Here is a 20,450-nt window from a genome sequence, read left to right as displayed (position 1 = left end):
AGCGGGAAGTTCCCCTGAGCTGCGAGGTCATGATCACGCGTCGGTGCGCCGGGCGGAACGATGCGGTGCCGGAACCCACCGATCGGGAGCCAACCGGCCGGAGTCAGCGTGCCTTCGCGAACAGCCCCTCCGGGTACGCCCCGGCCGCGAACAACGCCGCCGCGATCCCCTGGAGGATCTCCGCGAGCCGGGCGGCCCGCTCGGCACCCAGCGCGGTCCACGGGCCGTTGCCGAGCCGATCGGTGTCGTGCTCGATCCGCGCGCGCAGGGCCCGGCCGTCCTCGGTGATCGCGCCGTCGGCGTCGAGGATGCCGCGCTCCTGCAGCCGAGCGACGCCCGTGGCCCACACCTCCGGCCGCCAGCCGCGGCTCTGCTGCGCGAACTCGACGAGGAACCCGCGGCCGACGGCGGCATGGCTGATCAGCGCCTCCAGGCCGTCGAGCTCGGCTCCCAGCAGCAGCGTGACGTGCGCGTCGCCGCGGTGTTCCCGCAGGATCGTGACCGCGTGCCAGAGCACCATGTGCGGATCGGTGGGCCAGTCGAGATCCAGGTGCGCGGCGGCGAGCGGCCGACCCTGCGGGGTGCACGCCTCCGCGGCGATGCGCGCCAGCCCGGCGGCCTCGACCACCTCGGGCGCCGCGAGCGCCTCGGCACCGAGCAACCGCCGCAGCGCGGCGTCCACCGACGCGTACCGAGCCGTGACGACGGTGGCGGGGCTCGCCAGCGTCCAGGCGGCGGGGATGTGGGTGGCGACCAGCGCGGGGTTGAAGTTGTAGAACGTGGCGGTGACGACACCGGCGCCGACGGCGCCCATCGCCGCGGAACGACCGGCGAAGTAGGTCATGCGGCCGGGCACGAGCCCGACACCGACGAGGTGCTCTTCGGTCTCGGGGACGAAGTAGGTGATGCCGTGCAGCGCGTCCATGCGGCGGGCGATGCGCCCGGAGTCTCGAGGATCCACGATCGGACGCTACCCGGGCAGCGGAGGTAATCTGCGGCGATGTCGATGCGTTGCTCCCTCGCGGCCGATGCCGCGGGCGACGCCCGGGAAGGCACGGCGCCGCGGGCGTTGCGCTGGTTCCTGCTCGAGCACCGCGGGCCGTGGGGTCCCGGCGGGCTCGTCGACTCCCGGATCCACCCCGCACTCGTCCATGCGCTGCAGACCTGGGCGTCCGACGTCGGCGGGCGGGTGCTGCTGATCCGGCGCCACGGTCGCCGCGACGCCGGGCCCGCGCGCCGCTGGTTCCGGATCGACGCCCGGCCCGGTCAGGAGTCGCTGGTCGGCGGCAGCATCGACCGCGAGCGCGACCTCTCCCCGACCGCGCCCGGCGCGCCGGAGAGCGAGCCGCTCTTCCTCGTCTGCGCCCACGGCAAGCACGACACGTGCTGCGCGGTCCGGGGCCGCCCGCTGGCCGCCGCGGTGGCCGCCGCGGAGCCGGCGCGCACCTGGGAGTGCAGCCACGTCGGCGGGTGCCGGTTCGCCCCGGCCACCGTGCTGATGCCGCACGCGTTCGTCCTCGGCGGCGTACCGGCACCGGAGGCGGCCGCCGTGACCGCGGGCTATCGCGGCGGCACGGTGGATCCGCGCTGGCTGCGGGGACGCACCGCGCTGGAGCCCGCCGTGCAGGCCGCGCAGCACCACGCCCGTGCGAAGACCGGCGCGCTCGGCGTCGACGCGCTCGCACCCGTCGACGTCACGGGCACCGGCCGGTACTGGCGCGTGCGCCTGACCGACCCCGACTGCACGGTGGTGCTGCAGGAGCACAGCGAGCCGGCGGGCCGGCCGCTCACCTGTGCGGCCACGCAACCCGGGAGACAGCGCCGGTTCGAACTGGTGGAGCTGGTGCTGGGGTAGCCGGCCCCGTTCCCGGCATTGCGCGGTCATGGCAGGAAAGCCACTTTCCCGCAACGTCGTTGCGGGAAAGTGGCTTTCCTGCCATGACGGCTACCCCGCCCGCACCTCCGCCAGCGCCGCCGGGTCGAGCAGCCCGATCGTCGCGGCGTGCTCCGCGATCTGCACGCTGTCGTCCACCGCCAGCATCGGTACCCCGACAGCCGTGACCTCGGCGGCCAGCGCGTCCAGCTCGGCCATCCGCCGCGCCGAGGAGGGCCGGACGCGGCGGATGTAGACCGCGATGATCCGGTGCGGGTGCTCGCGGGCGAGCTGCGCGTAGATCTGCGGGTCGGCCTGGCCGCTGTCGCCCACCAGCACCAGCCGCAGCCCGGGGTGCTCGTCGAGCAGCCGCCGCACCACCCCCGTCTTGTGCTCCTGCGCCCCGATCCGGAACGGGCCGCTGCGCGGCGGGCCCCAGTCGGTCAGCAGCAGGGGCCCGAGCGGGAACCGGCGCAGGGCGATGAACTCCAGCAGCATCTCGTGCAGGTTCCACGGACTCGTCGACAGGTAGAAGACCGGCCGCGCCGGCCCCGGTGCGGCCACGAATGCCCGGTAGAGCGCCGCGGCGCCGGGCAGCGGGGTGCGGTCGCGGACCTCGGTGAGCAGCGTGGCCCGCAGGAACTCCAGTCCGCGGCTGAGCCCGGTCTCGACGATCGTGTCGTCGACGTCGCTGACCAGCCCGATCCGCGACTCCGGGTCCACCACGTGCACCTGCGCCGTCACGGCCACGCCGTCGCGCAGTGCCAGCCCGACCTCGTGCCATCCGGGCTCCATCGCGGGCACGTCCAGCACGGCGTCGACGTAGCCGTCGGGATCGCTGTGGACCAGCCGCGGCCCGCCGGGCACCGAGACGGTCACCCCGGCCCCCGCGATCTCCACCGTCAGGAAGCGCGCAAGGCTCGACCGCAGCACCGCCTGCCGGGACCGGCGGCTGGGCAGCTCGGCCGCGGGCACCCCCACCGCCGGCGCCGCGACGCCCGGCCGACCCCTCACGACCCGCGCGCCGACGCGGACACGGTTCGTGGTGCCGTGCCCGATGAACGGGACGATCATCGGATGGTGCCTGCCCCGGATCCGCAGCGCGATCAGCACGACCGACTGCACGAGGTCCTCGGTGAGGATCGCGGCCCGGACCGCCGCCGTGCGCATCCGTGTGTCGCCCATCGCGAAGGCCTACCGCACCCGACCCTCGGCCGTCACCCCGGCTCGCCGTGAACGCGACGGTGGGCTGCGGGCAACAGGTGGTGTGACGACAGTGTGGTGAGACGACAGTGACGAGGACGAGCGAGCCGCACGCCGCGCACGACCCTGGCGACGGTGCACGACGACGACGCGGCCCCACCCGTCGACGCGGTACTGGCCAGGCCAGGGCGAGGCTGCTGGGCACGGTCGCTCCGGTCGCTCCGGGGGTGTCGATCGCCGGGAACCGCCCACGCCGGCGCGCTCGGCTGGTCGCGGCGGCGACGGTGCTGGCGCTGGTGATCACCGGGATGCTCGTGGGACGGCCCGGCACCGGGCCGGCCACCGCGGAGGCCACGGTGGTGCTGGAGCGCGCCGCCCAGGCGGCCATCGGTTCCGTCGACCCGCCGGTGGGGCCCGCCCAGTACCGGTACGTCGCCACCCGGGCCTGGCACCTCCACACCTCGGTGCTGGGCACCGACGAGACCTTCAGCGAGCTCGTCGAGAGCACCTCCGAGGTGTGGATCCCGACGGACGCGGCATGGACTGGCTGCTCGTCCGGAGCGATACCGGGCAGCGCAAGTGGCTGCAGGGCAGCGAGTCCGAGGCCCGCGCCGCGGGACTGCCCGCCGACGCCGTCCGGCCACCGGAACGCATCACCGCCAGGTGCGGCTCCTTCTACGGACCGGAGACCGATCAGTGCACCGGGCCGGGGTCGTGGCAGGTGCCGACACCGGCCTTCCTCGCCGGGCTGCCCCGCGATCCGGCGCAGCTGCTCGCGCGGTTGGAGCGAGACGTCCCCGACAACATCCGCGGCAACGCCGAGCTGCTCGTCTACGCCACCGACCTGCTGCGCACCGGGCTCGTCCCGGCCGACCTGCGCTCGGCGCTCTACCTCGCGCTGGCCCACGTCGGCGGGGTGACGGTCACCGCGGGTGCGGTCAACCTCGACGGTCGCAGCGGTGTCGCGCTGGGCATCGACGTCCGATCAAGCCGGCAGGAGATCATCGTCGACCCGGCGACCGGCGCCTTCATCGGCGAGCGCGAGGTGGCGTTGCGCGGCGACCGGAGCAAGCCGGCCGGCACCGTCCTCGGCTACACCTCGGTCCGCAGCGGGGTGGTCGATCAGCTCGGTGCGACACCGGTCGGCTGACGGCGGTCGTAGGCTCTGCAGATGTGCGTACCGCCCTGCTCGACCTCGACGGCACCCTCGTCGACTCCGCTGCCCTGATCACCGAGCACCTCGCCAAGGCGCTGGCCACCGTCGGGACCATCGTCCCCACACCGGAGCAGCTCCGCGCGCTCGTCGGCCCGCCGTTCGAGACGGCACTGCCCGAGCTCGGCCTCACGCTCCTGCAGACCGAGGCGGCGATCATGGCCTACCGGGAGTCCTACGACCCGGTGGCCGCCACGGAGACGCCCCTGTTCCCCGGCACCGCGACACTGCTGCAGCGGCTCACCCGCAGCGGCATCCGGCTCGCCGTGGCCACGTCCAAGCCCGAGTACCTGGCCAGGTCGATCACCACCGGCACCGGGATCCACGAGCACTTCGTCCTCGTCGGCGGCACCGACATCGCCGCCGGCAGGCGCGGCAAGGCCGCTGTGGTCGGCTCCGTGCTGGAACGGCTCGGGCTCGACCCGACCCGCGACCCGGTGGTGATGGTCGGCGACCGCCACCACGACGTCGACGGGGCCGCCGAGCACGGCGTCCCGACGGTCGGCGTCGGCTGGGGCTACGCGGAGCCCGGCGAGCTGTCCGGTGCCCGGATCGTGGTGCCCGACGTCGACGAGCTGGCGGCGGCGCTGGAGGCCGACGGCGTGTGGTCCACCGCCGACCACGTCGGGTGATCGACTCGCCCTGCCTTGGGGCAGGATGAGCCGCGGCAACCGATGGGGAGGGGTGCACGTGGACGGCGATCAGACCGCGGCCGGGGGTTCTGCGGTCGAGAAGGCCACCGCCGACGGCAAGGACGTCACGCAGGGCCGGACCACGCGCCGCGTCCACAGCCCGCACCGGTTCAACGCGCTCGCCGACGGCGTCTTCGCCATCGCGATGACGCTGCTGGCGCTGGAGATCCGCATCCCGGAGGGCCTCGGCACCACCGACCGTTCCGGGTTCCAGGAGGCGTTGCCCGAGCTGCTCGGCGGCTTCGGGCTCTTCGCACTCGGGTTCTACGTCACGTCGCAGTACTGGGTGGGTCACCACCGCGTCATGTCGTACGTGCACACCGTCGACAACGGCGCGATCGAGCGCACGCTGAGCGCACTGCTCGGGGTCGCGGCGCTGCCGATCGCGATGAGCCTGGTGATCAGCTGGGGCCAGTTCCCGGAGGCGGTGGCGCTGACGTCCGCGCTGCTCGCGGCGACGTCGCTGCTGAGCTCGCGCCTCTACGCGCACGTGCTCAAGCCCGAGTTCGCCGACATCGACGCCGTCACCCGACGCCGGATCGTCGTCGAGCCGCTGCTGAGCACGGCGATCTACCTGGTCACGATCCCGCTGACCTACGCCGTCTACCTCCTGCTGCACCAGTCCGCAGCGTGGGCGGCACTCCTGTGGGTCCTCTTCTTCGTCACGGGGCGGATCGCCGGCAGCATCGCCCGACGCAGCGTGGGCTGACCGGCCGCGTCAGGCGCAGATCAGCGCGCGGTCAGCGCGCCGTCGCAGACTGGCCTCATGACCACGTCGAGCGTCACCCGCACCAACCCCGACACCGTCGTCTCCACAGAGGGCAACCACGTCGCCTTCCAAAGGTTCGGCGACGGCCCGCCGATCATCGTGCTACCCGGCGCGATGAACCCCGGCGAGTCGTGGCGGGGGGTGGCCGAGCGGCTGGCCGACACCTACACGGTGCTGCTCGTGGACCGGCGCGGCTACCCGCCGAGCGAGGAGGCCGGCGGCGTCAGCTCGTTCGCCCGTGAGGTGGCCGACGTGCGGGCGTTGATCGCGCACGTCGGCGGCTCGGCGCACGTGCTGGGCCACTCCTACGGCGGGCTGCTCGCGCTGCACGCCGCGCTGGCCGACCCCTCCGGGATCCGGTCGCTGCTGCTCTACGAGGCCCCCGTGCTGGCGGGCGGGCCGCACGTGGCCGCGGCGCTGCCCCGCTTCCGTGAGCTGCTCGCCGCTGGCGACCCGTTCGCCGCGATCATGGTGTTCCTCACCGAGGTCGTGCGCGTGACGCCCGCGGACATGGCGCTGATGGCGACCGATGACCCCGAGAGCGATCCCGAGCCCGAGGACATCGCGGCGATGGCGCGTCCGGTGCTGCACGACTTCGAGTCCGTCTCGGGCCTCACCACCGACATGAACGACTTCGCGCCGATCACGCTGCCGGTGCTGCTGATGGCGGGCAGCACGACGTTCGGCAACTCGCTGGCCGGCAGCACCGAGGCGCTGCAGGCGGTGCTGCCGCAGGCCGAGGTCGTGGTGTGGGAGGGGCAGTCGCACTTCGCGAACATGATGGCGCCGGAGACGGTGGCAGCCACGCTGCGCGGGTACCTCGAGGGGCGTTGACCACTCGCCCGGCGCGGCAGGCTCTCGCGTTGCAGGAAGGTGGCCTTCCCGCAAGGTTCTTGCGGGAAGGGCCTTCCTGCAACGCGGCCAGCGCGACGCGTCGGGTGCGGTTCCGGATGGTCCCGCTGGCAGGCCGTCTTCGCGCGGCGATGGCAGGAAAGCCACTTTGCCGCAACGTCGTTGCAGGAAAGTGGCTTTCCTGCAACCCCGGCACGCGCATCGCAGAAGGGCCCTCACTCCTGCGGCGACTGCACCCAGCCGTAGCTGCGGTTCACCGCCCGCCCCCAGTTCTCCCGCTCGCGGCGGCGAAGCGCGGCGTCCATCGCCGGCTCCCAGGCCGCCGCCCGGTGCCAGTTGGACCGCAGCACCTCCACGTCCGACCAGTGCCCGACGGCCAGGCCCGCGGCGTACGCGGCCCCCAGTGACACCGCCTCCGACCCGAGCGGGCGCTCCACGGGCACGTCGAGGACGTCGGCCACGAACTGCATGAGCATGTGGTTGGCCGTCATCCCCCCGTCGACCTTGAGCCGCGTCACCGGGACGCCGGAGTCGGCGTTCATCGCGTCCACCACCTCGCGCGTCTGCCAGCCGGTGGCCTCGAGCACCGCGCGGGCGAGGTGGCCGCGGTTGATGAACGAGGTGAGCCCGACCATCACGCCGCGCGCGTCGGGGTGCCAGCGCGGCGAGTACAGCCCGGAGAACGCGGGCACGATGTAGCAGCCGCCGTTGTCGGGGACGGTGGCCGCGAGCGTCTCGATCTGGGCGGCCGTCGCGATCATCCCGAGCGAGTCGCGGAACCACTGCACCAGCGAACCGGTCATCGCGACCGCACCCTCCAGCGCGTACACCGGCTTGTCGCCCATCAGGTAGCCGACGGTCGGGATCAGCCCGTGATCCGACGTCGCCGGGGTGTCGCCGGTGTTCATCAGCAGGAACGCACCGGTGCCGTAGGTGCACTTGGCCTCGCCGGGCGCGAAGCACGCCTGCCCGACGAGCGCGGCCTGCTGGTCGCCGAGCGCGCCCGACACCGGCACGCCGGGCAGCACGGTCGTGCAGGTGCCGTACACCTCGGCGTTGGAGACGATCTCCGGCAGCATCCGGGCCGGGACCTCGAGGATGCGCAGCAGCTCGTCGGACCACTCCAGCGACCGGATGTCCATCAGCATCGTGCGGCTGGCGTTGGTGACGTCGGTGACGTGGCGCCCACCGGCGGGGCCGCCGGTGAGCCACCAGATCAGCCACGTCTCCATCGTCCCGAACAGGACGTCGCCCGCCTCCGCGCCGGCCCGCGCACCGGGAACGTGGTCGAGCAGCCAGCGCAGCCGCGGCCCGGCGAAGTAGGTGGCGAGCGGCAGCCCGCTGACAGCGGCGATCGTGGCGGCGTGCCCGTCGTCGGCCAGGCGCGCGACGATGCCGTCGGTGCGCGTGTCCTGCCAGGTGATCGCGCGCGCCAGCGGCACGCCGGTGTCGCGGTGCCAGATCACCGTGGTCTCGCGCTGGTTGGCGATGCCCAGCCCGACGAGGTCCGACGGCGCGAGCCCCGCGCTCTTCAACGCCGCAGGCACCACCCGGCCGACGTTGCGCCAGATCTCCGGGGCGTCGTGCTCGACGCGTCCGGGCTGCGGGAAGTAGGCGCGATGCTCGCGCTGCGCGACGGCCAGCATCCGACCGGATCGGTTGAACAGCAGGCACCTCGTCGAGGTGGTGCCCTGGTCGATGGCCGCGACCACGCGCTCGCTCATGCCCGCATCCCACCAGTCATGCGAGCGCCGTCGAGACTTCACGTGCGGCACCCAGCAGGTGCTCGGCCAGCCGCGGCCGCAGGTCCCCGCCCAGCCCGAACAGCTCCTCCACCGGCCCGACGAGCCCGAGCGCTCCCACCACGATCCCCCCGCTGGTCCGCAGTGGCGCCGCGGCGCCACCGACCCCCGACTCGAACTCGCCGCTGTCACCCGCCCAGCCACGGTGCCGAGCGGTGGCCAGGTGCGCCTCGAGCGCGGCGACCGTGACGCACGTGCGGCCGGTCCAGGGGTGCAGGTCCAGATCGCGCGCCCGGGGCGTGGCCACGGGCGCGAAGGCGAGCAGGCACTTGCCCAGCGCCGTGGCGTGCAACGGTTCCTCCTCCCCCGTGCGGATGTGCTGTCGACTCCCGTCCGGCCGGAACACGTGGTGCACCAGCCGCACCGCGTGGTGGGCCACCACACCCAGGTGGACGGCGAAACCGGTGCTGCCGGCGAGCGAGTCGGCCCAGTTCATCGCGGCGGCGCGCAGGTCGTGGCGGTCGATGCCGCCGCGGCCCAGCTCGTGCAGCCCGGCCCCGAGCACGTAACGGGAGGTGTCGGCGTCCTGATCGACGAAGCCGACGTCGCGCAGCGTCCGGACGATCCCGTGCGCGGTGGGGCGGGGCAGGTCCAGCGCGGCGGCGAGCTCGTTGAGCCCCAGCGGCCGATCGGTGCTGCCGAGCAGGCGCAGCACGGCCGCGGCTCGCTCGATCGACTGAATGGGACCCGGCACTCCCCGACCCTACGAGGCCGGGGTGTGATCTTCGCCCGGATGGCGGTTCGACAATGCCGAACGCCCGGTCTTGCCCGTCGTGGGGAGGCTTCCTAGCGTCGGGTCACCCGCTACGGGGGCGGGGCCTAGGAGAGGACTTCGATGCCGAAGAACTCGTTGATCGGGGAGTTGAGTGCCGAGTTCCTCGGCACCATGATCCTCATCTTGTTCGGAACGGGCGTTGTCGCACAGGTCGTGACCTCGGCCGACAGCAGTGCGGGCGACCACGACTCGATCGCGTGGGCCTGGGGCATCGGCGTGACGCTCGGCGTCTACGTCGCCGCCCGGCTCTCGGGTGCCCACCTCAACCCGGCCGTGACGATCGCGCTGGCCGCGTTCAAGGGCTTCTCGTGGCAGAAGGTGCTGCCCTACGCGCTCGCCCAGACGCTGGGCGCGTTCGTCGCGGCGCTGATCGTCCGGTTCGTCTACTCCGATCTGATCTTCAAGTTCGACCCCGGACACACCATCAAGAGCCAGGGCATCTTCTCGACGCTGCCGGGCAACGGGATCGACGGCGTGAGCATCACGACGGCCTTCTTCGACCAGATCGTCGGCACCGCGATCCTGGTGTTCGTGATCTTCGCGCTCACCACCGCGGCCAACAACGGCCCGCTGGCCAACCTCGGACCGGTGGTCGTCGGGCTGCTCGTCGTCGGGATCGGCATGGCGTGGGGCGCCAACGCCGGCTACGCGATCAACCCGGCCCGCGACTTCGGGCCACGGCTCGCCGAGTGGATCACCGGCTACGCCAACGCGATGTTCGACCAGCACGGCAACCTGTACTTCTGGCTCCCCATCGTCGCCCCGATCATCGGCGGCCTGATCGGTGGAGCACTCTTCAAGTACGCGATCGAAGGCTTCCTGCCCGCCGAGGGCGAGGACGTCACCGTGTCCGAGCCCAGCCCGAACGCCTGAGAAGGAGAACTCCATGGCCGAGTTCGTCGGTGCCGTCGACCAGGGCACCACCAGCACCCGATTCATGATCTTCGACCACTCGGGCAACGAGGTGGGCCGCCACCAGCTCGAGCACGAGCAGATCCTGCCGCAGGCCGGCTGGGTGGAGCACAACCCCGTCGAGATCTGGGAGCGCACCTCGTCGGTCATCCAGACCGGGCTGAACAAGACCGGCCTGTCCCACAGCGACCTCGTGGCGCTGGGCATCACCAACCAGCGCGAGACCGCCGTCGTGTGGGACCGCAAGACCGGGCGGCCGCTCTACAACGCGATCGTCTGGCAGGACACCCGTACCGACCGCATCGCCTCCGCGCTCGAGCGCGAGGGCAAGGGCGACGTCATCCGGCAGAAGGCCGGCCTCCCGCCCGCCACGTACTTCTCCGGCGGCAAGATCCAGTGGATCCTGGAGAACGTCGACGGCGCCCGTGCCGCGGCCGAGCGCGGCGACGCGATCTTCGGCAACACCGACACCTGGCTGCTGTGGAACCTCACCGGTGGGGCCAACGGTGGCGTCCACGTCACCGACCCGACCAACGCCAGCCGCACGATGCTGATGAACCTCGAGACCCTCGACTGGGACGACGAGCTGCTCGGCTTCTTCGACATCCCGCGCTCGATGCTCCCGGAGATCAAGCCCAGCTCCTCCCCCGGCGACGGCTACGGGCGCACGCTCGCCGGCGGGCCGCTCGGCGGCGAGATCACGATCAACGGCGACCTCGGCGACCAGCAGGCCGCCACCGTCGGCCAGGTGTGCTTCGCCCCCGGCGAGGCCAAGAACACCTACGGCACCGGCAACTTCATGCTGCTCAACACCGGCACGGAGCTGGTGCGGTCCAAGGCCGGGCTGCTCACCACCGTCTGCTACCAGTTCGGCGACGACGCGCCGGTCTACGCGCTGGAGGGCTCGATCGCCGTCACCGGCTCGGCGGTGCAGTGGCTGCGCGACCAGCTCGGCATCATCTCCGGCGCCTCGGAGAGCGAGTCGCTGGCGCGGCAGGTGGAGGACAACGGCGGCGTCTACTTCGTGCCGGCCTTCTCCGGGCTGTTCGCGCCGTACTGGCGCTCCGACGCCCGTGGCGCGATCGTCGGGCTCTCGCGCTTCAACACCAACGCCCACCTGGCCCGGGCCACACTCGAGGCGATCTGCTACCAGAGCCGCGACGTGGCCGAGGCGATGGAGAAGGACTCCGGCGTCGTGCTGGAGGTGCTCAAGGTCGACGGCGGCGTCACCGCCAACGAGCTGTGCATGCAGATCCAGGCCGACGTGCTCGGCGTGCCCGTCAGCCGTCCCGTCGTGGCGGAGACCACGGCGCTGGGCGCGGCCTACGCGGCCGGGCTGGCCGTCGGGTTCTGGAAGGACACCGACGAGCTGCGCACCAACTGGAACGAGTCCAAGCGCTGGTCGCCCCAGTGGAGTGACGAGCAGCGCTCGACCGGGTACGAGCGGTGGAAGAAGGCCGTCACCAGGACGTTGGACTGGGTGGATGTCGACTGAGCTCCTGAGCCCGTCCACCTGACTACGAAGGGAAAGAACATGAGATCGGTCGCGCTCTCCCCGGCCGCCCGCGAGGCCGCGCTGGAAGCCATGGAGTCGACCGAACTCGACGTGCTGGTCGTCGGGGGTGGTGTCGTGGGCGGCGGTTCCGCCCTCGACGCCGCCACCCGCGGCCTGACCGTCGGGCTCGTCGAGGCACGCGACTTCGCGTCGGGCACGTCGAGCCGCTCCAGCAAGCTGATCCACGGCGGTCTGCGCTACCTGGAGATGCTCGACTTCCGGCTCGTCGCCGAGGCCCTCAAGGAACGCGGGCTGCTGATCGACAAGCTGGCACCGCACCTCGTGCGGCCGGTGCCGTTCCTCTACCCGCTCAAGCACCATGTCTGGGAGCGCTTCTACGCGGGCGCAGGCGTGGCGCTCTACGACGGGCTCAGCATGCTGTCGGGACGCGCGCGGGGGGTCCCGCTGCACAAGCACCTCACCCGCCGCGGCGCGCGCCGGATCATGCCGTCGTTGCGCAAGGACGCGCTGGTGGGAGCCCTGCAGTACTACGACGCGCAGGTCGACGATGCCCGTCACACCATGTTCCTGGCCCGCACCGCGGCGTCCTACGGCGCGCACATCGCGTCGCGGGCCCGGGTCACGGGGCTGCTGCGCGAGGGCGAGCGGGTCACCGGCGCCGAGGTGCAGGACCTCGAGTCCGGGCGCACGTTCAAGGTGCGTGCCAAGCAGGTCGTCAACGCCACCGGCGTCTGGACCGACGAGACGCAGGCGCTGGCCGGCGAGCGCGGCCAGTTCCACGTCCGCGCGAGCAAGGGCATCCACCTGGTCGTGCCGCGCGACCGGATCCGCGGCGACTCGGGGCTGATCCTGCGCACCGAGAAGTCGGTGCTGTTCGTCATCCCGTGGGGGCGGCACTGGATCATCGGCACCACCGACACCGACTGGCAGCTGGGGCTCGCCCACCCGGCAGCCAGCGCCGCCGACATCGACTACCTGCTCGACCACGTCAACGAGGTGCTCGAGCAGCCCCTGACCCACGCCGACGTCGAGGGCGTCTACGCGGGGCTGCGGCCGCTGCTCTCGGGCGAGTCGGAGTCCACGTCGAAGCTCTCGCGCGAGCACGCCGTGGCGCACACGGTGCCGGGACTCGTGGTGGTCGCGGGCGGCAAGTACACGACCTACCGCGTCATGGCGAAGGACGCCGTCGACGCGGCGGTGCACGGGCTGGATGCGAAGGTGCCGGCGTCGGTCACGGAGAACGTGCCGCTGCTGGGTGCCGAGGGGTTCTCCGCCATGAAGAACGCCCGCTACCAGCTCGCGGCGCAGTACGGGCTGCACGTCGCCCGCATCGAGCACCTGCTGGGCCGCTACGGGTCGCTGATCGACGAGCTGCTCGCGCTCGTCGCCGAGGATCCGACGCTGGGTGAGCCGCTCACCGGCGCGCCGGACTACCTGCGGGCCGAGGTCGTCTACGCGGCGTCGCACGAGGGTGCCCGCCACCTCGACGACCTGCTCGCCCGCCGCACCCGCATCTCGATCGAGACGTTCGACCGCGGGCTCGGGGCGTGCGAGGAGGTTGCCGCGCTGGTCGCGCCGGTGCTCGGCTGGAGCGAGGCGCAGCTCGCGCGCGAGGTGGAGCACTACCGCAAGCGCGTCGAGGCCGAGCGAGAGAGCCAGAAGATGCCCGACGACGAGACGGCGGACTCGGCGCGCATGGGTGCGCCGGAGGTTGTACCTCTGGTCTAACGATTCCGTCGAGAACGACGTTGTGATGATCGAACAGCCCTTTTGATCATCACAACGTCGTTCTCGACGGTTCGGTAGCGTGGACCTGTGGGTCAACTGGTCTCTCTCGACGACATTCGCGCTGCCGCCTCCCGGATCGCCGCGCACGTGCTGCGCACACCGACGCTGCCGAGCCCCGGGCTCTCTGCGCACCTGGGCGTGCCGGTCACGCTCAAGCTGGAGCTGCTGCAGCGCTCGGGCTCGTTCAAGCCGCGCGGCGCCTTCAACAAGCTGCTCGGGCTCAGCGACGCCGAGCGGGCGGCCGGGGTCGTCGCGGTCAGCGGCGGCAACCACGGCATCGGGCTGGCCGACGCCGCGGGCGCGCTGGGCATCGCCGCCACGATCGTCATGCCGGCGGCGGCGCCGCAGCGCTCGATCGACATCGCGCGGGCGGCCGGAGCCACCGTCGAGGTCACCCCGGACATGACCGGGGCCTTCGCGCTCACCGAGCAGCTGCACGCCGGCGGCCTGACGCTCGTGCACCCCTTCGACGACGCCACGGTGGTGGCCGGCGCCGGCACCGTGGGGCTGGAGTTCGCCACCGACGCCCCCGACGTCACCGACGTGCTGGTGAGCGTCGGCGGCGGCGGGTTGATCGCGGGCGTCGCCGCCGCGTTCCGGGCGCTGCTGCCCGGCGTGCGGCTGTGGGGTGTGGAGACGGTCGGAGCCGACGCGATGGCGCGCGCGCTGGCCGCGGGCGGCCCGACCCCGATCGCGCCGACGTCGATCGTGTCCACGCTCAGCGCGCCGTACGTCTCGCAGCTGACCTACGACCACTTCACCGCGCTCGTCGAGGACGTCGTCGTCGTGTCCGACGCCGACGCCGTGCGCGGCAGCCTCACCCTCGCCGAGGAGGGCAAGCTCTGGGCCGAGCCCGCCGAGGGCTGCGTGGTCGCGGCCGCCAACGAGGTGCTCGAACGGGTCGGTCCCGACGCGCGTCTCGGGCTCCTGATCTGCGGCGGCAACATGACCGGAGCCGATCTGGCCGGGTGGACGGAGCGCTTCGCCGCCACCCCGCTGGCGCCGCGGGTGACCATCCCCACCTGATCCGCGGACTCGACGACGGCCGCGACGGCGTTGTAGCGGGCATGCGGGCGGACGTGGTGGTGGTCGGGGCCGGGCAGGCCGGGTTGTCGGCCGCGTACGGGCTGCGGCGGGCCGGGCTCGAACCGGGCGCCGGGTTCGTCGTGCTCGACGGCGAGGACGGCCCCGGCGGGGCGTGGCGCCACCGCTGGCCGACGCTGCGGGTCGACGACGCCCATCGCATCAGCGACCTGCCCGGGCTGCCGTTCGCCCCCGCCGACCCCACCCGACCCGCCGCCGAGGTGGTGCCGGAGTACTTCACCGCGTATGAGGAGCTCTTCGACCTGCAGGTTCGCCGCCCGGTGCATGTCAGGAGCGTCACGGACGCCGAGCCGGAGCTGGTGATCGAGACCGATGCCGGCGACTGGACCACCCGCGCCCTGATCAACGCGACCGGCACCTGGACCCGCCCGTTCCGGCCCGTGTACCCGGGCGCGGAGACGTTCCGCGGCCGCCAGCTACACACCGTCGAGTACCGGGGGCCTGCCGCGTTCGCCGGGCGGCGGGTGGTCGTGGTCGGCGGCGGCACCTCGGCCGTGCAGCTGCTCCTGGAGATCGCGCCGGTCGCCGCGGCCACGACGTGGGTGACGCGCCGCCCGCCGGAGTTCCACGAGGGACCCTTCGACGAGGAGGTCGGCCGCGCCGCCGTCGCCCGCGTCGAGGAGCGGGTGCGGGCCGGGCTGCCGCCGCAGAGCGTGGTCGGCGTGACCGGCCTCGGCCTGACGCCCGCGGTCCGCGCGGGCCTGGCATCGGGGGTGCTGAGCCGGCGGCCGATGTTCGACCACATCACCCCGGACGGGGTCGCCTGGGCCGACGGCACGTCCGTCGCCGCCGACGTGATCCTCTGGGCCACCGGCTGGCGGGCCGCGCTGGGTCATCTCGGGCCACTGCACCTGCGCGGCACCGGCGGCGGGATCGCGATGGACGGCACCCGCGTGCGCTCCGACCCCCGCATCCACCTCGTCGGCTACGGCCCCAGCGCGAGCACGATCGGCGCCAACCGCGCCGGCCGCGCCGCCGCCCACCAGGTCGTGAAGCTGCTGGGCACCGACGCGCCAGCGCCGATTTCGCCATCCACCCCGCTGATTTCGCCATTCCGACACGGTGATGTGGCCATGCCGACACGGTGACGTGGCCGTTCGGCCACGACGCCTGTGTCGGATCGGCACATTCAGCGTGCCGAGATCGCGAAATCAGCGTGTCGGGATCGCCGAATCAGCGTGTCGAGAAGGCGAAATCGGCGTCGTGGGTGGCAGCCCCTACCCTCGGCTCGTGACGATCACGCCGGCATGGCGCCGTGCCACCGAGGGGGAGCACCGGTGGCCGGCCGCGCTGGCGATCTCGGTGGCCGTGGCGCTGCAGGTCACGCTTCCCGACTCGATGACGCCGGGGCCGTGGTGGGTGCTGCCGGCCCTCGAGGTCGTGCTGCTGATCGTGCTGCTGATCGCCAACCCGCGCCGGATGAGCAGCGAGTCGACGCGGCTGCGTTTCCTCAGCATCGGGCTCGGTGGCCTCGTGTGCCTGGCCACCGCATGGTCGGTGGTCAACCTCATCGTCGAGCTGGTCGGCGGCCGGTTCGGCGACGACGCGGTCGCGCTGCTCAGGACGGGCGGCGCGATCTGGCTCACCAACATCATCGCGTTCACGCTCGTGTTCTGGGAGTTCGACCGCGGTGGCCCGGCCGACCGGGCTGCCGGGGTCGCCGAGTACCCGGACTTCCTCTTCGTCCAGATGCAGTCACCCGACATGGCGCGCCCCGACTGGGAACCGGCCTTCCTCGACTACCTCTACCTGTCGTTCACCAACTCGACGGCGTTCAGCCCCACCGACACGATGCCGCTGTCGCGCTGGGCGAAGGCGACGATGCTGTTCGAGTCGACGGTGTCGCTCGTGACCGTGGCCCTGGTGATCGCCCGCGCCGTCAACGTCCTGAGGTAGCGCGCAGCTCCCGGTACTCCCGGATCACCATCACGATGACCGCGACGTCGAGCGCCGCGAGGAACGGCAGCAGCACCGAGCCGGTGTGCACCGTCCGGATCACCTCGTAGACCACGAAGACACCGAGCACGACCACGGCCACCGGGTACGCCGGCATGATCTTGCGCAGCAGCGCCCACACCAGCGCCAGCTTCACCAGGCCGTGCAGCCCCAGGTAGATCACCGCGAACGTCCGGCTGCCGGTGGCGAACTCCGCGGTGGCCGACGCGAAGTGCTGCGCGAGCGAGCCGTCGGGCGGCCCGAGCAGGTCACGGCTCAGTACCCCGGCCGTGAGCTCGTCGACGGCCTTGGGCGAGATGAACAGCAGCAGGATCGCCCCGAGCAGTTCCATGCCGCCGTCGAGGCCCTTGATGATCAGCGCGATCTTGAACAGCCGGTCGGTCATCGCGTGATCCCCGTGTGTCCGAGGGAGTACCGGCCCGGCTGCGGCCAGACGGTGAGCCCGTGCGGCCCGTCGCCGACCGGGATGGTCTTGAGCAGCTTGCCGTCCACGGTCGAGAGCACGTAGACGGAACGGTTGTACCGGCCCGAGAGCCACAGCTGGCTGCCGTCGGCGCTGACGTTGCCCATGTCCGGGCTGCCACCCGGGATCGGCCACTTCGCGATGGCGGCGCCGGTGTTGGCGTCGAGCACGCTGACGCTGCCCTCGATGCGGTTGGTGACGTACATCTTCGTGGCGTCGCGGGAGAGATAGATGCCGTGCGCGCCCTTCCCGGTGGGGATCTGGCGCACCACCTGGGTCGCGGCGCGGTCGATGACCCACAGCCCGCCCTGTTGGCTGTCGGCGACGAAGAAGGTGGAGCCGTCCGGCGAGAGCTTGATGTCCTGCGGGCCCATCGTGGTGTTGCGGGTCGGCATGTCGATCATGCGCAGGACCTTGTGCCCGACGAGGTCGATCACGGCGATGCGACCGCCGAACTCGCAGGTGAACAGGCCCGTGCTGCCGTCGGGGGTGAAGTCGGCGTGGTCGATCCCGGGACAGTCGGGTGTGGGGAGGGTGTCTTGCACCTTCCAGGTGTGGGGGTCGTAGAACACCAGCTCCCGACGGCGTTCGGCCACCGAGATCGCGGACCTGCCGTCGCTCGTGAAGTACATGTTGTACGGGTCGGTCACCGGGATGTTCGGACCCGGCCTGCCGGTCTTCGGATCGAACGGGGTGATCTTGTTGCCGGTGTCGTCGGTGGCGTACAGCGTGGTCATGTCGTAGGACGGGACCATGTGCTGCAGCTCGCCACCGAGCGGGTACTTGGCCACCACGGCGAACGTCGCGGGGTCGATCACCCACACGTCGCCCGACTTGGTGTGCGGCACGTAGACCAGTGGGAGCGCCGCCTTCGCCGCGTCCGACAGCATCCCGGCACCGGCGGCGGCGTAGATGTTGTGCGACTCCGGCGTCACGGTGGTGGCCGCGGTGCCCGCAGGCGGGGTGGGCGCCGGGTCGGGTCGCGGCTCGGGGCTCGAGCAGGCCGCCAGCACCAGCACCGCGCCCATCAGCGCACCGAGCAGCGCGACGGGTCGAGCGGAGAACACCACGGGCTCCCTTTCAGCGGAACAGTCGGCCGGCCGTGACCGGGGTCAGGCCACGCGCGGCGAGGTCGTCGAGCAGCCCGGGGAGCGCCTCGAGCGTGCCGGGATGACCCAGGTGCATGCTGACGACGCTGCCGGCCGTGGCGGCCCGGACGTTGCGGCGGATCGCGGCGGCACCGGGATCGGTGTAGTCCTCGGAGTCGATGTCGTAGGACAGGACCGTGGCGTAACCGGCGGCGCCCGCGAGCGTGCGCACAGCCGCGGTGGCGTGCTGCGCAGCCGACGGCCGGAAGAACGCGCCCGGGCCGCCCGTCAGCGCGGCGAGGCGGTCGCGACACCGCTCGATCTCCGCGCGGACGCCTGCGGTGCCCAGCGCGGTGAGGTCGGGGTGTGACCAGGTGTGGTTGCCGATCTCGTGCCCGTTGCCGGTGACCGTCTTCGCGACGTCCGGGTACTGCTGCAGCCAGGTGCCGATCGCGAGCACCGTGACCGCGGCGCCGCGGTCGGCGAACCCGGTGAGCACCTTGCGGGCGAGCTCAGGGTCCCCGGCGCCGTGGAAGGTCAGCGCCACCTCCGGCCGCCCGGAGGTGGCCCGCACCAGCTCGTCGGCGGGGCTGCCGGGGGTACGGGTGGGGGCGGGCGGCGTGGTCGACGCCGCGGTGGGTACCGGTGGCGCCGCCGCGGGTGTCGGGGACGCAACCGGGGACGGCGCACATGCCGCAGCCAGCGGCAGGACGGCGCCGGCCGCCAGCAGCCCGCGCCGCGTCAGCCGGCCCCCACCGCGTGACGTCACGATCGGAGACTACGGCGGCCCTGACCAGGCGGTTCGATCACCCCGTCCGGGGCAAATGACCGATCAGAGCCCGTGTGCGGCGCGCAGTACCCGCTTGAGCAGCTTGCCCGCTTCGGTGCGTGGCAGCTCGTCGCGCACCTCCCAGCTGCGGGGGCGCTTGTAGCTCGCCAGCCGCTGCGCCAGATGCTCCTCGATCGCCGCGATGTCGAGCTCCCGTCCCGTCCTCGCCACCACGACGGCGTGCACGGTCTCACCCCACTCCGGCGACGGGAGGCCGAACACGGCCGCGTCGAGCACGTCCGGGTGCTCGTGCAGCGCCGCCTCGACCTCGGCGGGATAGACGTTCATGCCGCCGGTGATCACCAGGTCGCCGCCGCGGTCGCGGATGTAGAGGAAGCCCTCCTCGTCGAGGTGCGCGACGTCGCCGACCGACTTCCAGCCCTCGTCGTCGCCCACCGGCTCGGTGCGGCCGTGGTAGCCGGTGAACGTGCTCGACGAGCGCACGTACAGCGCGCCGGGCTCCCCCGGCCGCAGCACGGCACCGTCCGGGCCGAGCACCCGCAGCTCGACGCCCGGCACGGCCCGCCCGCAGGAACCGGGCTTGCGCAGCTGGTCCTCCGGTTCGAGCACGGCGTCGACGCCCAGCTCGGTGGAGCCGTAGACCTCGAAGAGGAACCAGTCACCGAGCTTCTCGAAGACCTCCTGCTTGAGCGCGTAGGGCACCGGCGCCGCATTGGCCACCAGCGACCGCATCGAGGAGAGATCGGCGGCGGCGAGCACGTCGATCGGCTGCGCGACGATCCGCTTGAGCGGCGTGGGCGCGGTGAACGTGTTGGTGACGCGGTAGGAGCGCACCAGCTCCAGCCAGCGGGCGGCGTCGAAGGAGCGCATCAGCACCACGGTGCTGCCCAGGACGTGCGTGAGCGCGGCCCAGGCCAGCGGCCCGGAGTGGTAGAGCGGGCCGGTGGTCAGGTGCACCTCATTGCCCGGCTGCAGGCGCAGTTTCGTGACGAGGTTGAGCGTCATCTCCGGGTCGGCCGGGCCGCGCACCGCGCCCTTGGGCTTGCCGGTGGTGCCGGACGTGTAGATCATCGACGTGCCCTGCTCCGCGGGGCTGGGCGGTGGGGTGGACGCTCCGGAGGCGAGCACGTCGTCCCAGGCCCGGGCGCCGTCGAAGGCATTGCCGCGGAAGACGACGACCTCGCGCACACCCGTCAGCTCCGCCCGGACCTCCTCGATCCGCCCGGCCTGCTCGGCGTCGACGAGCACGAGCACGGCCCCGCTGTCGCCGATCACGAAGCTCATCTCGGCCGCGGTGAACCGGTACGCCAGCGGCACCGCGACCAGCCCGATCTTGCGCGTGGCGTGCAGCAGCGTGATGACCTCGACGCTGTTGGGGCCACACCAGACGACCCGGTCGCCGGCCCGCAGACCCAGCCCCAGCAGGCCGTTGGCCAGCCGGTTGGCGGCGGCTTCCAGCTCGGCGAACGTGAGCGACGGCCCGTCGGGATCGTGGATCGCGATCTTGTCGGGCGTGGCGGCGGCGTGGGCGGTGAGGTGGTCGGGGAGCGGCGGCGCGTCGGTGGGCACCATCACACTCTTGCCCATCGGCAGCCGGAGCGGGAGGCCTGTGGACAACTCCCGCGGACGGTCGGCCGCACCTGTCACATTCCTC

Annotated in this window: 19 protein-coding genes; 11 read left to right on the top strand and 8 right to left on the bottom strand. The window is 72.5% G+C overall.

Annotated elements, in window-relative coordinates; translation table 11 throughout:
• Positions 1 to 103: 103 nt before the first annotated feature.
• Positions 104 to 961 carry an SCO6745 family protein gene (locus ACFPFQ_RS47500; protein ID WP_379629914.1) on the bottom strand — a complete coding sequence of 286 codons (858 nt, stop codon included), beginning with the start codon at positions 959 to 961 and terminating at the stop codon, positions 104 to 106.
• A gap of 39 nt (positions 962 to 1,000) precedes the next feature.
• On the opposite strand from ACFPFQ_RS47500, the gene ACFPFQ_RS47495 reads away from it, so the two are divergent.
• Entirely contained in the window at positions 1,001 to 1,855 is an 855-nt protein-coding gene (locus tag ACFPFQ_RS47495) for a sucrase ferredoxin (RefSeq protein ID WP_379629913.1), read from the top strand.
• Positions 1,856 to 1,945: 90 nt separating this feature from the next.
• On the opposite strand, the gene ACFPFQ_RS47490 is transcribed toward ACFPFQ_RS47495, so the two are convergent.
• Positions 1,946 to 3,058: an App1 family protein gene (locus ACFPFQ_RS47490; RefSeq protein WP_379629912.1), complete on the bottom strand. Its 1,113-nt coding sequence runs from the start codon at positions 3,056 to 3,058 to the stop codon at positions 1,946 to 1,948.
• Between the two features lie 556 nt (positions 3,059 to 3,614).
• Here ACFPFQ_RS47490 and ACFPFQ_RS47485 point away from each other — a divergent pair.
• The 4 genes from ACFPFQ_RS47485 to ACFPFQ_RS47470 are packed head-to-tail and all read left to right on the top strand — an operon-like array spanning position 3,615 to position 6,584.
• Positions 3,615 to 4,226, top strand: coding sequence for a hypothetical protein (locus ACFPFQ_RS47485; RefSeq protein ID WP_379629911.1), 612 nt, complete (start codon positions 3,615 to 3,617; stop codon positions 4,224 to 4,226).
• Between the two features lie 23 nt (positions 4,227 to 4,249).
• Complete coding sequence (locus ACFPFQ_RS47480; RefSeq protein WP_379629910.1) at positions 4,250 to 4,921, top strand: HAD hydrolase-like protein; 672 nt, start codon at positions 4,250 to 4,252, stop codon at positions 4,919 to 4,921.
• A 58-nt stretch (positions 4,922 to 4,979) separates the two neighbouring features.
• Positions 4,980 to 5,690: a TMEM175 family protein gene (locus tag ACFPFQ_RS47475; protein ID WP_379629909.1), complete on the top strand. Its 711-nt coding sequence runs from the start codon at positions 4,980 to 4,982 to the stop codon at positions 5,688 to 5,690.
• Between the two features lie 57 nt (positions 5,691 to 5,747).
• The gene (locus tag ACFPFQ_RS47470; protein WP_379629908.1) at positions 5,748 to 6,584 is read left to right on the top strand and encodes an alpha/beta fold hydrolase; all 837 of its coding nucleotides are present in this window, start codon (positions 5,748 to 5,750) and stop codon (positions 6,582 to 6,584) included.
• A gap of 233 nt (positions 6,585 to 6,817) precedes the next feature.
• Here the strand turns inward: ACFPFQ_RS47470 and glpK (ACFPFQ_RS47465) are convergent, their stop codons facing one another.
• Together glpK (ACFPFQ_RS47465) and ACFPFQ_RS47460 are read right to left on the bottom strand one after the other, a co-directional pair.
• Entirely contained in the window at positions 6,818 to 8,326 is a 1,509-nt protein-coding gene (gene glpK, locus ACFPFQ_RS47465; RefSeq protein ID WP_379629907.1) for a glycerol kinase GlpK, read from the bottom strand.
• Positions 8,327 to 8,342: 16 nt separating this feature from the next.
• Positions 8,343 to 9,098 carry an IclR family transcriptional regulator gene (locus ACFPFQ_RS47460; RefSeq protein ID WP_379629906.1) on the bottom strand — a complete coding sequence of 252 codons (756 nt, stop codon included), beginning with the start codon at positions 9,096 to 9,098 and terminating at the stop codon, positions 8,343 to 8,345.
• Between the two features lie 141 nt (positions 9,099 to 9,239).
• On the opposite strand from ACFPFQ_RS47460, the gene ACFPFQ_RS47455 reads away from it, so the two are divergent.
• The 6 genes from ACFPFQ_RS47455 (at position 9,240) to ACFPFQ_RS47430 (ending at position 16,395) form a co-directional block, all read left to right on the top strand.
• Entirely contained in the window at positions 9,240 to 10,052 is an 813-nt protein-coding gene (locus ACFPFQ_RS47455) for an MIP/aquaporin family protein (RefSeq protein ID WP_379629905.1), read from the top strand.
• 13 nt (positions 10,053 to 10,065) lie between these two features.
• On the top strand, positions 10,066 to 11,586 hold the full coding sequence (glpK, locus tag ACFPFQ_RS47450) for a glycerol kinase GlpK (protein WP_379629904.1): 1,521 nt from the start codon (positions 10,066 to 10,068) through the stop codon (positions 11,584 to 11,586).
• Between the two features lie 39 nt (positions 11,587 to 11,625).
• Positions 11,626 to 13,335: a glycerol-3-phosphate dehydrogenase/oxidase gene (locus tag ACFPFQ_RS47445; protein ID WP_379629903.1), complete on the top strand. Its 1,710-nt coding sequence runs from the start codon at positions 11,626 to 11,628 to the stop codon at positions 13,333 to 13,335.
• 87 nt (positions 13,336 to 13,422) lie between these two features.
• Positions 13,423 to 14,421, top strand: a complete 999-nt coding sequence (locus ACFPFQ_RS47440; RefSeq protein ID WP_379629902.1) for a pyridoxal-phosphate dependent enzyme — start codon at positions 13,423 to 13,425, stop codon at positions 14,419 to 14,421.
• Positions 14,422 to 14,462: 41 nt separating this feature from the next.
• Entirely contained in the window at positions 14,463 to 15,587 is a 1,125-nt protein-coding gene (locus tag ACFPFQ_RS47435; RefSeq protein WP_379629979.1) for an NAD(P)-binding domain-containing protein, read from the top strand.
• 142 nt (positions 15,588 to 15,729) lie between these two features.
• On the top strand, positions 15,730 to 16,395 hold the full coding sequence (locus ACFPFQ_RS47430) for a hypothetical protein (RefSeq protein WP_379629901.1): 666 nt from the start codon (positions 15,730 to 15,732) through the stop codon (positions 16,393 to 16,395).
• Here the strand turns inward: ACFPFQ_RS47430 and ACFPFQ_RS47425 are convergent.
• From ACFPFQ_RS47425 to ACFPFQ_RS47410, 4 genes are all read right to left on the bottom strand, one after another.
• Entirely contained in the window at positions 16,379 to 16,840 is a 462-nt protein-coding gene (locus tag ACFPFQ_RS47425; protein WP_379629900.1) for a DUF2127 domain-containing protein, read from the bottom strand. The genes ACFPFQ_RS47430 and ACFPFQ_RS47425 overlap by 17 nt on opposite strands.
• The gene (locus tag ACFPFQ_RS47420) at positions 16,837 to 17,985 is read right to left on the bottom strand and encodes a YncE family protein (protein WP_379629899.1); all 1,149 of its coding nucleotides are present in this window, start codon (positions 17,983 to 17,985) and stop codon (positions 16,837 to 16,839) included. The genes ACFPFQ_RS47425 and ACFPFQ_RS47420 overlap by 4 nt, the downstream gene beginning before the upstream one ends.
• Positions 17,986 to 17,998: 13 nt before the next feature.
• Positions 17,999 to 18,775, bottom strand: a complete 777-nt coding sequence (locus ACFPFQ_RS47415) for a polysaccharide deacetylase family protein (RefSeq protein WP_379629898.1) — start codon at positions 18,773 to 18,775, stop codon at positions 17,999 to 18,001.
• A 63-nt stretch (positions 18,776 to 18,838) separates the two neighbouring features.
• Positions 18,839 to 20,413 (bottom strand): class I adenylate-forming enzyme family protein, encoded by a 1,575-nt coding sequence (locus tag ACFPFQ_RS47410; protein WP_379629897.1) that lies wholly within the window; start codon positions 20,411 to 20,413, stop codon positions 18,839 to 18,841.
• Positions 20,414 to 20,450: the final 37 nt, after the last annotated feature.

Source organism: Pseudonocardia sp. GCM10023141 (assembly GCF_042653605.1).
This window is presented reverse-complemented; position numbering and strand designations above follow the sequence as displayed.